The organism is Solimonas marina (assembly GCF_012241385.1).
GTDB lineage: Bacteria > Pseudomonadota > Gammaproteobacteria > Nevskiales > Nevskiaceae > Solimonas > Solimonas marina.
On sequence record NZ_JAAVXB010000008.1, the window covers coordinates 196,094 to 209,454 of the forward strand.

Genomic DNA, 13,361 nt, shown 5'->3' on the forward strand with positions numbered 1-13,361 from the left:
CGCAGCGGGCACTCTCCGCAGCGTGAGGATGGTGAAATGAATGGTTTCGCAGCAGCGGCCGATGTGAAGCGCTCCGCGCCGGAGGTTTCGGCGGGCGCCAGTCTGTATGCCTGGTATGTGCTCGCCATGTTGATGGTGGTCTACATCTTCAACTGGTTCGATCGCTACCTGCTGAACATCACGATGGAGTCGATCAAGAACGATCTCGGATTGTCCGATACCGAGCTCGGCATCATCAGCGGCTTCGCGTTTTCCGCGGTCTACTCGATCTCCGGTCTGTTCATCGCCCGCATGTCCGATCTCGGCGTGCGCCGCACGGTGGTTGCCGGCGGCCTGGCGCTGTGGAGCACGATGACGGCGGTTTGCGGCATGGCCAGCGGTTTCGTCCACCTCGTCTTCGCCCGGTTCGGCGTCGGCATCGGCGAAGCGACCTGCAGCCCGCCGTCGCACTCGCTGATCTCCGACTACTTTCCGCCGCGCCAGCGCGCGACCGCCATCGCCGTGTTCAGCATCGGCCTTTATATCGGCCTCGGGCTGGGACTCGGTGTCGGCGGCTGGCTCAACGAGCAGTACGGTTGGCGCCATGCGTTCATGGCGGCAGCCGTGCCGGGTCTGTTGTTCGCCGTGCTGTTCCGGCTGACGGTCAAGGAGCCGCCGCGTGGCGCGCACGACGGAGCGGCGGCCGATCAGCATCAAAGCATTGCCGAGGTCGTCCGTTTCATGGTCACGCGTCGCTCGTTCGTCGCCTACACGATCGGCACCGGATTATTCGTGTTCGCCGGCGATGCGACCGACATCTGGGGCGCGACGTTCCTGATGCGGGTCCACGGCTATTCGAGCGAATTCGTCGGCGCGCGGCTGGGGCTGCTCGGCGGTGTCGCCGGCGCGCTCGGCACGCTGTTCTTCGCGGTGCTGGCGGACCGCCTGTCGTTGCGCGATCTGCGCTGGTACGTCCGCGTCGCCGGCCTCGGCGGCTTGGCGACCATGCCTTTCATTCTGCTGTTTCTGTTCGCGTCGAAGGGCTCCATGCTGTTTGCGTTCTACTTCTTCGCGACGTTCTGCGGCGCGTCGTACATGGCGCCGACGATCGCCGTGACGCAACGCCTGATGCCGCCGCGAATGCGCGCGGTGTCGTCGGCGGTGATTCTGCTCAGCTTCAACATCATCGGCGTCGCATCGGGCAACCTGGTGACCGGCTTGCTCAGCGACGCGTTCACGCCGCAGTACGGCGATGCCGCGCTGCGCTATGCGCTGGCCTGGACGATGATCGCGTCGCTGATCGGTTTCGCGCTGATGATCTATGCCGCGCGGCGCCTGCCGCGTGACATCGAGGCCGGAGTTGCCGCCCATGCAGGCTGATCTGATCCTGCGCGGCGCGACGGTCGTCACCATGGCGACCGACGAGACCGGGGCCGGCGCGCCGCTCGCCATCGCGATTCTTGACGGGCGCATCGCAGCCGTGGTGCCCGAGGGCGAGGCGCAGCGCTGGATCGGCGATGCGACGCGCGTCGTCGACGTCAGCGGCAAGACCATCGTGCCGGGCTTCATCGATTCGCACGTGCATTTCACGCAGACCGGACTCGGCAGCCTCGGCCCGCAGGTCTATGACGTGACCCGCCGGGCGCAGGTGCTGGAGACCGTGGCGGCAGCGCACGCGATGATGGCGGACGGCGAGCCGATGCTCGTGCACGGGCTGGCGATCGCCGACCTCGACGCGCCGATCACGATGGCCGATCTCGATCGCATCGCGCCACGGCGTGCGGTCATGATCGGCGACGTCGGTGCGCACGGCTGCATTGTCAGCTCGGCGGCCTGGGCGATGCTCGAACTCGGCGCGCTCGACGGCATCGGGCGTGACGCGCAGGGCCGCCCGGACGGCGTGCTGACCGCCAAGGCCAACACCTGGGCCCGCTACCAGTACTATAACCGCGCGATCAGCGACGCGCGACGTGCACAGGCGCTGCAGCGCGCGTCGCAAATGGCGGCCGAGGTCGGCATCACCACCGTCCACGCGCTCGAGGGCGGCAGCCCGGACGGGCGCGGCTGGCTGCCGGAACGCGATGTCGCGGTGCTGCTCGCCGAACAGGCGACGCTGCCGGTGCGCACCGTCGTCTACTTCCAGAGCACCGACGTGCAGAAGGCGCTGGACTGGCAGCTGCCGCGCATCGGCGGCTGCATCTGGGTCGACGGTGCCTACGGCGAGTTCACCGCGGCGCTGCTGGAGCCGTACTGCAACTGTGCCGGCTGCACCGGCAGCCTCTATTTCTCCGACGACGAGCTGTACGCGTTCGTCGATCGCGCGCACCGCGCCGGGCTGCAGATCAGCATGCACGCGATCGGCGATGCCGCGATCGAGCAGTTGCTCAATGCCTACGAGCGGGCGCTGACCGAAACGCCGCGCGCCGACCACCGGCACCGCATCGAGCATTTCAGTCTGCCGACCGAGGCGCACATCGCGCGCGCCGCCAGACTCGGGGTCGCGGTCGGCATGCAGCCGAATTTCGCGATGGTGCCCGATCCGCTGCCGCAGCCCGACGACGAGCCGGCCGGGCTGGTCGCGTACCTGGGCTACGAGCGCTACCAGCGTCGCCATCCGTACCGGCGCATCGTCGATGCCGGCGTGCTCGTCGCCGGCGGCTCCGACGCTGACCCGATGCCGATGGGGCCGCTGATCGGCATGCAGCGGCTGGCCGCGCATCCGGAGGCGGCGCGGCGGCTGTCGGCGCGCGAAGCGCTGGCGCTGTATACCGTCAATGGCGCGCGCATTGCGTTCGAAGAGCATCTGAAGGGCAGCATCGAGCCCGGCAAGTACGCCGACCTCGTGGTGCTGGCCGACAATCCACTGCTGGCCGATCCGTCGACGTTGGCGTCGATCGCGGTCGAGCAGACCATCGTCAACGGCCGCGTCGTTCATGCGCGCGGCGCCGATCACTGAGAGTCCGATGTCCGATTATCCCGTTTCACTCGACGACGTCATCGTCTGCGACATGACCTTCCCGCAGTCGCCCTGCGGTCCGCTGTACACGCCCGACTTCGCCGGGGCGATGCGCGAGCGCCTGGCGCTCGGCGTGACCTACACCTCGATCACGATCGCCAGCGACGAGCCGACCATCGACGGTGCGATGCGCTGGCTCGGCGAGGCGCGTGCGCACATCGACGAGCATCCGGAGCTGTACGTGATGGTCGAGCGCGTTGCCGACATCGAGCGCGCCAAGGCCGAAGGCAAGGTCGCCGTCAACTTCCATTTCCAGGGCACCAACGCACTGCTCGGCGATCTGGGCCTGGTCGAGGTCTACTACCGGCTCGGCGTCAAGCACATGCTGATGGCGTACAACTCGCGCAACCTGGTTGCCGACGGCTGCCATGAGGACAGCGACGTCGGCCTGAGCCGCTACGGCCGCGCGCTGGTCGCCGAGATGAATCGCGTCGGCATGATCGTCGACGTCTCGCATACCGGCTACCGCAGCTCGCTCGACGCGATCGAGCTGTCGACCAAGCCGGTGATCTTTTCGCACTCGAACGCCAAGGCGCTGTGGAATCACCAGCGCAACATCACCGACGACCAGGCGCGCGCCTGCGCGGCCACCGGCGGCGTGATCGGCGTCAACGGGGTCGGCCTGTTCCTGTCCGAAGCGCGCTTTGACAACTCGCCGGAGACGATCGCCCGCCATATCGATCATTTCGCGAACCTGGTCGGCCCGCAGCACGTCGGCTTCGGTCTCGATTCGGTGCACGACATCCCGTACTTCCTGTCGAACTTCGCGAAGGCCGGCAAGGACCGCAAGTACCCGGTCGGCGGTTATCTGACGTCGAACAAGCCGGCGTTCGCCGGTCCCGACGTGATCGCCAAGGTGACGAGCGTGCTGGCCGGCATGGGCTGGCGCGACGCCGACCTCAAGGGCGTGATGGGCGGCAACTGGCTACGCGTGATGAAGCAGGTCTGGGGCTGACATCGTGACGGCGGTCAGCCTGCAATGCCGCGAGGCCTATCAGGCCGTGCAGCGGCAGCTCAAGGCCGGTCGGCTGCACGAGGCGGCGCTGGCCTGCAAGTCGTTGTGCGAGCGTTTCCCGGCATTCGCCGGCGGCTGGGAGGCGGGCAGCTTCGTCGCGCAACGTCTCGGCAATCTGCCGAAGGCGCTCGAGTACATCGAAAGAGCGTTGGCATTGGAACCGCAGCATCCGCTGCTGCATCTGCGCCGCGCGCGCGTGCTGCTGCAGATGTCGCGCCACGGCGAGGCGCTGCGCGTGGCCGAGGCGGTCGCAACGCTGGCGCCCGCGGATCCTGCGGTGCTTGCGCAGCTGGCCGGCTTTCACACGGCCGCCAACGATCACGCGCGCGCCTTGCCGTTCTATCGCGAGGCCCGGCGCCTCGATCCGTCCGATGCCGGCGTCTGCTTCAACCTCGCCGCGACCGAGCGCTTTGTCGGCAATATCGACGCAGCGGAGGCGGCGTACGAGGCGGGTTTACGCTTGCGGCCGGCGCATCACGAAGCGCGCTATCTGCGCGCCGGCCTGCGCCGGCAGACGCCGGAGCGCAATCACGTCGCGGAGCTCGAGGGCCTGCTCGCCGGTATCGGCGACGACTGGTTCGGCGAGGCACAGCTGTGCTACGCGCTGGCCAAGGAATACGAGGATCTCGGCGAATACGAGCGCAGCTTCGCCACGCTGCAGCGCGGCGGCGCGCGGCGTCGGGCAAACATGCGCTACGACGTCGCCGACGACGAAGCGGCGGTCGACGCGATCATCGCCAGCTTCGCCGCGCCGCTCTCCGAGGCGCCTTCCGGCCATCCGAGCGCCGAGCCGATCTTCGTGCTCGGCCTGCCGCGCACCGGGACGACGCTGGTCGAACGCATCCTGTCCAGCCATCCACAGGTCAGCTCGGCCGGCGAGCTCAATCACTTCGCGATCGAAATGACGCGCGCGGTGCGGGCGACCGGCCGGCCGGCTGCCGACAAGCTGCAGATGATCGAGGCGGCGCCGACGATCGACTTCGCGCAGCTCGGCGAGCGCTATGTCGCCAGCACGCGGCCGCTGACCGGGCATCGCGCGCATTTCATCGACAAGATGCCGCTGAACTATCTGTACTGCGGGCTGATCGCGCGAGCCTTGCCGCAGGCGCGGATCATCGAGCTGGTCCGCCATCCGCTCGACACCTGCCTGTCGGTCTACAAGCAGTGGTTCACGATGGCGTACCCGTTCTCTTACGACCTCGACGATCTCGGCCGTTACTACCTGGCCTACCTGCGGCTGATGCAGCACTGGCACCGCACCATGCCGGGGCGGATTCTGCGGGTGCGCTACGAAGACCTGATCGCCGACCAGACCGGGCAGACACGGCGCATGCTAGAGCACTGCGGGCTGGCCTGGGACGACGCGTGTCTGGCGTTCGAGCGCAACGAGAATGCGAGCACCACGGCCAGTGCCGTGCAGGTCCGGCAGAAGCTCTACAGCTCGGCGGTCGACCGCTGGACGCATTACGCGCAGGCGCTGGCGCCGCTGGCCGATGCGATCAAGGCCAGTCCCGACTATCAGGCGGCCGAGCTGGGATATCCGCTGTGACGCAGCCGTCGATCAATCGGCAGGTTTGCGCAGACCAGGGCGCACCGGCCGCGCCGCGCCTCCTCGATTCGGCGCCGTATTTTCCGCCGCGCGGCGACTGGGAGCAGGTCGCGCCGGCGCGCGAAGGTTTCGACGCCGCGCGGCTCGCCGCCGCGGTGCAGTACGCACAGGAAAACGAATTCCCGGCGCCGCGCGATCTTCGGATCATGAATCTGCAGCGCTATCAGAACGAGCCCGGCTATCGAATGAAGGGTCCGATGAAGGACCGCTGCGGGCCGACCGGGCTCGTCATTCGCCACGGGCGCATCGTCGCCAGTTGGGGCGAACCGCAGCGCGTCGACATGACCTTCAGCGTCAGCAAGAGCTATCTGTCGACAGTGGCCGGCGTCGCATACGACGACGGCCTGCTGCCGGATCTGGAGGCGGCGGTCGCCGACGTGGTCTGGGACGGTACGTTCGACGGTGCGCACAACGCCAGCATCACCTGGGCCGATCTGCTCAATCAGTCGTCCGACTGGCGCGGCATGCTGTTCGGCCAGCCGGACTGGATGGATAGACCGGCGGAGGGGCTGACGCTCGAACAGATTCGCGCCCAGCCGCTGCATCGGCCCGGCACGTTTTTCAAATACAACGATGTGCGCGTCAACGTCGCGTCGTACGCCCTGTTGCAACTGCTGCGCCGGCCGCTGCCGGCGGTGTTGCGCGAGCGCATCATGAATCCGATCGGCGCCTCGCCGAGCTGGCGCTGGTATGGCTACGAGGATTCGACGGTCGAGATCGACGGGCAGATGATGGTGTCGGTCAGCGGCGGCGGTCACTACGGCGGTGGCATGTTCGTCTCGACCTACGATCAGGCGCGTTTCGGTCTGCTGTTCCTCAACGAAGGTCTGTGGAACGGCGGGCGCGTGCTGTCGAAACGCTGGATCGAGATGGCGACCGCCCCGTCGCCGGCGATGCCGGACTACGGCTTCATGTGGTGGCTCAACCGCGGTCCGAGCGCCTGGCCGGACCTGCCGGGCCATCTGTTTTTCGCGGACGGCGTCGGCGGCAACTACGTCGTCGTCGACCGCGAGCACGACCTGCTGATCGTCACGCGCTGGATGGACGAGGACCGCGCGGTGCTCGGCGAGCTGATCCGGCGCGTGATCGGAGCGCTGCGATGAGCCGTCTGCTGCTGCATGGCGCGCGCCTGATCGACGGCAGCGGCGCTGCGCCGCGCGCCGCGCAGTCGGTGCTGATCGATGGCGCACGCATCGTCGCGGTCGACGACGATGCCGCATTCGACGGCATCGACGATGTGCGCCGCGTCGATCTCGGCGGGCGCACGCTGTTGCCCGGGTTCATCGACTGCCATGCCCACCTCGGCGCCTACGACTATGAACTCGAAGCGCGCATCGCCACGCCGGCATCGCTGACGGTGATGCGCACGCTGCCGCAATTGCGCCAGACGCTGGAGGCCGGCGTGACGACGGTGCGCGAGGCCGGCGGTCTCGACGCCGGCTACCGGCTCGCGCACGAGCAGGGGTTGATCGCCAGCCCGCGGCTGCTGCTGTCGATCGTGATCCTGGCGCAGACCGGCGGCATCTGGGACATCGCCTGCGGTTCCGGTGCGCGGCTCGATTTGCATGGCGCGATGGGCCAGGTCGTGCGCTACTGCGGCGGTGTCGAGGCGATGCGGCAGCTCGCGCGCGAGCTGATCGCGGCCGGCGCGGACCTGCTCAACATCCATACGACGAGCAGCCTGCACAAGGATCCCGAGCGGCTGCCGTACGCGATGTTCACGCCCGATGAAATCGCCGCGGTCGTCGATGAAGCGCATCGCGCCGGTCGGCGCGTCATGGCGCACGTCGACGGCGGCCCCGGCGTCGGCAATGCGATACGCGCCGGCGTCGACAGTGTCGATCATCCGTATCTGTTGTCCGACGCCGACATCGAGCTGCTGCTCGAACACGGGACCTGGCTGGTGCCGACGCTGTCGTGCAACTACGGCATCGTCCGCATCGCCGAGCGCGACCCGCATGCCGGCATTCACGAAAGCTCGCTGCGTGCGGCGCGCCAGCTGATCGCGGTTCACACCGACGGCTTTCGCCGCGCACTGAAGGCCGGCGTGCGCTACGCGATGGGCTCGGATTCGTTCGGTCGTTTCCAGGGCGACAATCTGTTCGAGTTGCAGCTGATGGTCGAGGCCGGATGCACGCCGATGCAGGCCATCGTCGCCGGTACCGGCGATGCTGCGCGCTGTATCGGTCGGGCCGACGTCGGCACGGTCGCTGCCGGCCAGTGCGCCGATCTGCTCTGCGTCGATGGCGATCCGCTCGGCGACATTCGCCTGCTGCAGGATCGCGGGCGCTTCGCGTTCGTGATGCAGGGCGGCGGTTTCGTCGTCGACCGCTTGCAGACCGCGGAGTCGGCATGCGGCACGCGCTGAACGTGGCGGCGCTGTTGCTGGCGATGGGTGCCGGACCGCTGGCCGCACAGCCGACGCCGACGCCGACGCCGACGCCGGCGCAGGTCCAGGCCTGGCACGCGCTGCGCGAGGCGTCGCCGTATCTGCCGTTCAGCGGCGCCGCGTCCGAGGATGCCGAGGAGTTTCGTTACGAAAGCCTGCACAGCGGCGAGTTCCTGACCAGCGCGCGCATTGCGCGCGGCGGGCCGGTTGCCGCGCTGCCATACGCGTTGCGGCCCGAGATCGGCGCTGCGCGCGTGCAGACACGGCTCGGCGCGATGACGGTCGATCAGTTCGTCGAGCGCTTTCCGATGGATGGCGTGCTGATTCTCCATCATGGCCGCATCGTCTACGAGCGCTATCCGAAGATGCGTGCCGACGACGCGCATCTGACCTATTCGGTGTCGAAGGTGATTCCGGCGCTGCTGGTCGCCGAACTCGTCGATCTGGGGCGCGTCGATCCGCGGCTCGGTATCGAGCATTACATTCCGCGGCTTGCACACAGTCAGTGGGCCGGCGTAACGGTGCAGAACATTCTCGACATGGCGTCGGGTATGCAGAAGACCGGGCTCGAGGACGATGCCTGGGAGGACGAGTTCTGGGCCAGCATGATGGGCCGCCTGCCAGGCTCGACGTACGACTACGTTGCGGCAATGCAGCGCAACCCCGAGATCCCGCAGGGGACCGACTTCGAGTACGGCACGCAGAACAGCTTTGTGCTCGCCTGGCTGGTCGAAACGATGTGGAAACGTCCGTTCGCCGACGTCGTCAGCGACCGGTTGTGGACGCGCATCGGCGCCGAGCACGACGCCCTGGTCGGCGTTTCGCCGGATGGCGCGCCGCACCCGCGGATCGCCATGACGCTGCGCGACCTCGGCCGCGTCGGCCTGCTCTACACGCCGAGCTGGCGGATGGTCAGCCGCACGCGGCTGGTGTCGAAGGCGGCGCTGCATCGCACGCAGTTCGAGGGGCGGCCGGCACTGCTCAAGGGCATCGAGGTTGACCTCAACGAACGCTCGTTTCCCGGGTCGAGGATTGATCACAACGGCTGGCAATGGGACGCGGTGTTCGGCGACGGCACGATGTGGAAGAGTGGTTTCGGCGGGCAGGGCTTGATGGTGTCGCCGCAGCACGACCTGGTCGTGGCGTTCTTCGGCTCGTGGCCGGCGACCGGCCGTCCCGACTACAACCGTTTCCAGTGGCTGGCGCGGCAGCTTGTCGAGCGCGGCTATTTCGACCGGTGAAGTGCCTCGCCGCCATGCTGTCCGCCGCCGCGCTGCTCGTCGCCTGCGCGCATGTGCCGCCGTCGCCGATGCAGGCAGCGCCGACCGATCTGGCGACCGCGCATCGGCAGACCGAGGCGCTGAACGCCGCGGCGCTGCTGCCGGGCAGCGGCCACGACGTGCACGACGTCGACGCGTTTCGCTACGAGGCGCTGCACGGTCCGCAGTTCACGCCCAGCGCCCGCATCGCGCGCAGCGCAGCGGTCTCGGCTCTGCCGTACGCGCCGCGCGCCGAAATCGGCCGTACGCGCGTGCAGACGCGGATCGGCACGATGAGTGTCGACCAGTTCGTCGACCGCTTCCCGATGGACGGCGTGCTGATGATCCAGCACGGACGCATTGTCTACGAGCGTTACCCGAAGATGCGCGCCGACGACATCCACCAGCTTTATTCGGTGTCGAAGATCGTCGTGGCGCTGCTGGTGGCGGAGTTGGTCGACGACGGTCGCGTCGATCCGGCGCTCGGCATCGAACGCTATGTGCCGGCACTGGCCGGCACCGACTGGGCCGGCGTCAGCGTGCAGAACATCCTCGACATGGCCTCCGGCATGCAGAAGACCGGGCTCGAAGACGAGGCCTGGGAGACCGAGTTCTGGGCCAGCGCCTATGGTCTGCTGCCGCAGTCGCCGTACCAACTGGTGGCGGCGATGCGCCGTAACCCGGCGATTCCGCAGGGCAGCGATTTCGAGTACGCGACGCGCAACACCTTCGTGCTCGCCTGGCTGCTGGAATCGGTATGGCACGCGCCGCTGGCCGATATCGTCAGCGAGCGGCTCTGGCGCCGGATCGGCGCCGAGAGCGACGCCTACATGGGCGTGTCGCCCGGCGGCGCCCCGCACACCGAATTTTCGATGACGCTGCGCGATCTGGGCCGCGTCGGCCTGCTGTATACGCCGAGCTGGAAGCTCGTCGCGCAGCAGCCGCTGGTGTCGGCGGCGACGCTGCAGCGCATGCAGCGCGATGGCCGGCCGCAGCTGTTGCGCGGCATCGAACGCGACGAGAACGAAAGCGGCTTTCACCACGAAGCGGTTGACCACAACGGTTGGCAGTGGGATGCCGTATTCGCCGACGGCACGCTGTGGAAGAGCGGCTATGCCGGCCAGGGTCTGCTGGTGGCGCCGGCCTACGATCTCGTCATCGCCTTCGTCGGCTCATGGCCGTCGATGCAGCAGCAGAACTACAACCGCTTCCAGTGGATCGCGCGCCAGCTCATGCACGACGGTCTGTTCGGAGTGCCGACCACGACGGATCAGACCGTGAGAACGCCGTAATGCCTGATTTCAGCCGCCTGCCATTCACGTCCGACGAATATCGAGAGCGTCAGCGCCGCGTGCGCGAGGAGATGAAAGCGCGCGACATTGAACTGCTGTACGTCACCAGTCCGCCGAATATCCAGTACCTGACCGGTTACGAGGCGATCTGGTATCCGAACCGCTTGCCGGTCGGCGTACTGCTCGATGTGGCGCGTGACGACACGCTGTTCTTCGACTGGGTACGTCACGCGCCCTATGTCGGCACCAGCGTGTTCTGCGACGAGGCGCGTTATTTCCAGTACGGCGAGTCCGATGCGGTGGTCAGCGCCGCGATCGCCGAGCGCGGCCGCGCCGATGCGCGAATCGCGCTCGAAGCGTTCAGTCTCAATCCGTCGGCGCCGGTGATGACGGCGCTGGGCGAGGCGCTGCGTCGGCAAGGTGCGACGGTGATCTCCGGGGATTGGGTCGTCGACAAGCTGCGCCTGTACAAGTCGCCGACGGAAGTCGAGCGCGTGCGACGCGCGGCGGCGATCGCCGATCGCGCGATGCTGCGCCTGCGCGAGCAGTTGCGGCCCGGCTTGACCGAGGCCGAGGTGTCGGCGCGGCTGAACCTGTTGCTGGCCGAGGAGGGCAGCGAGCCGGCGGCGACGCTGCCGCTCGTCAATTCCGGGCCGACGGCGTGGGTCGACGTGCACGCCTTTCCGTCGCAGCGGTGCCTGCAGGCCGGCGACGTGGTGTCGGTGGACTGCTGCGCGGTCGTCGACCGCTACCACGCCAATCTGCAGCGTACCTTCGTGCTCGGCCCGTCGGCGACCAAGGCGCGGGCGATGATCGCCGCCGCCGCCGGCAGTATCGAGGTGCTGTGCCGCGAGGCTCGGCTCGGCGAGGGTCCGGAACGTGCCGCGGCGGCGGCCGTGGCCTATGTGCGCGAGCGCATCCCGGCCGAGAACATCTGGTGGGTGGGCGGCTACGCGCTCGGTCTCGGCACGCCGCCGAGCTGGGTCGGCCACACGTATCTGGCCAACGACGGCGAGGAGCGCTGCGAGCTGCGCGAGGGCTACGTCTCGAACTACGAGAACGTGTTCTTCGACGAGGCGGAAGGATTCGAGGCCGGCTATATCGATACCGTGGTGATGACCAGCGACGGCTTGCGGGCGCTGTCGACAATTCCGCGCGAGCTGCTGGAGGTGCCGCTGCGATGATCCGGATCGACGGCCGCTTGTGGCCGCAGGTGGCGATCTCCTACCATTTCGCCGAACAACATTTTCGTATGCCGAACGGGGAGACGATGCGCGCGCCTGTTTCGTGGGGATGCGCGCAGATTCGAATGAGCACAAGCGATGAGTGACGGGGTGGCGGAAAACGAAGAATCGCAGGCCGACAAGGCGCCGCCCTCCGATTTCGTCGGTTCGGTCGCGCATGGGCTGGCGGTGCTGCGCTCGTTCGATCACGACCATTTCCAGATGACCTTGTCCGAGGTCTCGGCGCGTACCGGGATGACGCGGGCCGGTGCCCGGCGCTATCTGCTGACGCTGGCCCATCTGGGTTACGTCGAGCAGAGCGGGCGGCTGTTCCGTCTGACGCCGAAGGTGCTCGAACTCGGCTACGCGTTCATGTCGACGATGCCGCTGGCCGACATCGCGCAGCCGTATCTGGACCGCCTGACGGCGCGCACCGGTGAGGTTTCGGCCATCGCCGTGCTCGATGGGCGCGAGGTCGTGCACCTGGCGGTGGCGACGCCGGCGCAGCGCCAGTTGCTGCCGAAGGTGACCATCGGCCGGCGCTTCAATGCGCTCTACAACTCGACGGGACGGGTGTTGACCGCCTGTCGCGACGACAAGCCGCTGGAGCAGCAGCTCGGCGGCGCCAAGCTGACCAAGCTGACGAATTGGAGCATCGACAACAAGGCGGCGTTGCTCGACGAGCTGCGTCGCGTACGCGAGCAGGGCTACGCGATCGTCGACCAGGAAAGCGAGGAGGGTCTGCGCTCGCTGGCAGTGCCGATCCGCAACAAGCAGGGCCGCCCGGTTGCGGCGATCAACATCATCACCAATATCGCCACCGTGTCGAGCGAGGAGCTGACCAACCGGCTGTTGCCGGTGCTGCACGAGGCGGCCGACGAGCTATCCCGGGCGATCGGGTCGCAATCCATCGCGTTGTAAGCACCGGATCGTCGGATGCAAAAAAGGGGACGGCGCCAGCCGTCCCCTTTTTTGGCACGAAGCGTGGGTTCTAGCGGCTCGACAGGCTTTCGACGACCTCGCTTTCAGTGACCAGCGCATCGCGCTGAAGATAGGCGATCGCCTCCAGCGCGGCCTCGTGTGCGCGCTGCGACGAGCCGCCGACCAGGTCGCGAATCACGCGCAGGTGGTAGTCGTGCTGATGGGCATCGACCGCCGTGTAGTGGATGCAGACGTCGGTCAGTCCGCCGACCATCAGCAGCGTCGAGGCCTTGTACGCCTTCAGCACGATTTCCAGCTCGGTGCCGAAGAACGCCGAGTAGCGGCGCTTGCGGATCACGAATTCCTCCGGCGTCGGGTCGATGCCGACCGCCAATTGCGTACGCGGGTCGTTCTCGGCGCAATGCGGGCCTTCGGAGCCATCGAGCTCGCGGCCGATGTCGACCATCGACGGCTTGTGTACTTCCTGGATGAAGACCACCGGCACGCCCTTGGCGCGGCACAGATCGATCAGCTTGATGACGCGCGGCAGACGCTGCTCGGCGCCGCCCATCTTCGGGATGCCCGCCGCGCCGCCGCCGTGGCCGATCCCCTGAATGTCGACGACGACGAGAACGGGATTGCCGATGATGTTCATGAT

Annotated in this window: 12 protein-coding genes; 11 read left to right on the forward strand and 1 reads right to left on the reverse strand. The window is 67.6% G+C overall.

Features of this window, described 5'->3' with window-relative positions; all coding sequences use genetic code 11:
- Positions 1 to 36: 36 nt before the first annotated feature.
- Genes G7Y82_RS14705 through G7Y82_RS14755 form a run of 11 tightly spaced genes read left to right on the forward strand, consistent with a single transcriptional unit; the run spans position 37 to position 12,703 of the window.
- Positions 37 to 1,359, forward strand: a complete 1,323-nt coding sequence (locus tag G7Y82_RS14705; RefSeq protein ID WP_168148884.1) for a spinster family MFS transporter — start codon at positions 37 to 39, stop codon at positions 1,357 to 1,359.
- Positions 1,349 to 2,935: an amidohydrolase gene (locus G7Y82_RS14710; RefSeq protein WP_168148885.1), complete on the forward strand. Its 1,587-nt coding sequence runs from the start codon at positions 1,349 to 1,351 to the stop codon at positions 2,933 to 2,935. Before G7Y82_RS14705 ends, G7Y82_RS14710 begins: the two co-directional genes overlap by 11 nt.
- Positions 2,936 to 2,942: 7 nt before the next feature.
- The gene (locus G7Y82_RS14715) at positions 2,943 to 3,950 is read left to right on the forward strand and encodes a dipeptidase (protein WP_168148886.1); all 1,008 of its coding nucleotides are present in this window, start codon (positions 2,943 to 2,945) and stop codon (positions 3,948 to 3,950) included.
- A 4-nt stretch (positions 3,951 to 3,954) separates the two neighbouring features.
- On the forward strand, positions 3,955 to 5,559 hold the full coding sequence (locus tag G7Y82_RS14720) for a tetratricopeptide repeat-containing sulfotransferase family protein (RefSeq protein ID WP_168148887.1): 1,605 nt from the start codon (positions 3,955 to 3,957) through the stop codon (positions 5,557 to 5,559).
- The gene (locus G7Y82_RS14725; RefSeq protein WP_206370732.1) at positions 5,556 to 6,722 is read left to right on the forward strand and encodes a serine hydrolase domain-containing protein; all 1,167 of its coding nucleotides are present in this window, start codon (positions 5,556 to 5,558) and stop codon (positions 6,720 to 6,722) included. Before G7Y82_RS14720 ends, G7Y82_RS14725 begins: the two co-directional genes overlap by 4 nt.
- The gene (locus G7Y82_RS14730; RefSeq protein WP_168148888.1) at positions 6,719 to 7,987 is read left to right on the forward strand and encodes a metal-dependent hydrolase family protein; all 1,269 of its coding nucleotides are present in this window, start codon (positions 6,719 to 6,721) and stop codon (positions 7,985 to 7,987) included. The genes G7Y82_RS14725 and G7Y82_RS14730 overlap by 4 nt, the downstream gene beginning before the upstream one ends.
- Positions 7,972 to 9,249: a serine hydrolase domain-containing protein gene (locus tag G7Y82_RS14735; RefSeq protein WP_168148889.1), complete on the forward strand. Its 1,278-nt coding sequence runs from the start codon at positions 7,972 to 7,974 to the stop codon at positions 9,247 to 9,249. The genes G7Y82_RS14730 and G7Y82_RS14735 overlap by 16 nt, the downstream gene beginning before the upstream one ends.
- Positions 9,250 to 9,263: 14 nt before the next feature.
- Complete coding sequence (locus tag G7Y82_RS14740; RefSeq protein WP_168148890.1) at positions 9,264 to 10,559, forward strand: serine hydrolase domain-containing protein; 1,296 nt, start codon at positions 9,264 to 9,266, stop codon at positions 10,557 to 10,559.
- A complete protein-coding gene (locus G7Y82_RS14745; protein ID WP_168148891.1) occupies positions 10,559 to 11,743 on the forward strand; it encodes a M24 family metallopeptidase in 1,185 nt (394 codons plus the stop codon). The genes G7Y82_RS14740 and G7Y82_RS14745 overlap by 1 nt, the downstream gene beginning before the upstream one ends.
- Positions 11,740 to 11,889, forward strand: a complete 150-nt coding sequence (locus tag G7Y82_RS14750; RefSeq protein WP_168148892.1) for a hypothetical protein — start codon at positions 11,740 to 11,742, stop codon at positions 11,887 to 11,889. The genes G7Y82_RS14745 and G7Y82_RS14750 overlap by 4 nt, the downstream gene beginning before the upstream one ends.
- Complete coding sequence (locus G7Y82_RS14755) at positions 11,882 to 12,703, forward strand: IclR family transcriptional regulator domain-containing protein (protein WP_168148893.1); 822 nt, start codon at positions 11,882 to 11,884, stop codon at positions 12,701 to 12,703. Before G7Y82_RS14750 ends, G7Y82_RS14755 begins: the two co-directional genes overlap by 8 nt.
- Before the next feature lie 70 nt (positions 12,704 to 12,773).
- On the opposite strand, the gene G7Y82_RS14760 is transcribed toward G7Y82_RS14755, so the two are convergent.
- Positions 12,774 to 13,358: a cysteine hydrolase family protein gene (locus G7Y82_RS14760; protein ID WP_168148894.1), complete on the reverse strand. Its 585-nt coding sequence runs from the start codon at positions 13,356 to 13,358 to the stop codon at positions 12,774 to 12,776.
- Between the last annotated feature and the right edge of the window lie 3 nt (positions 13,359 to 13,361).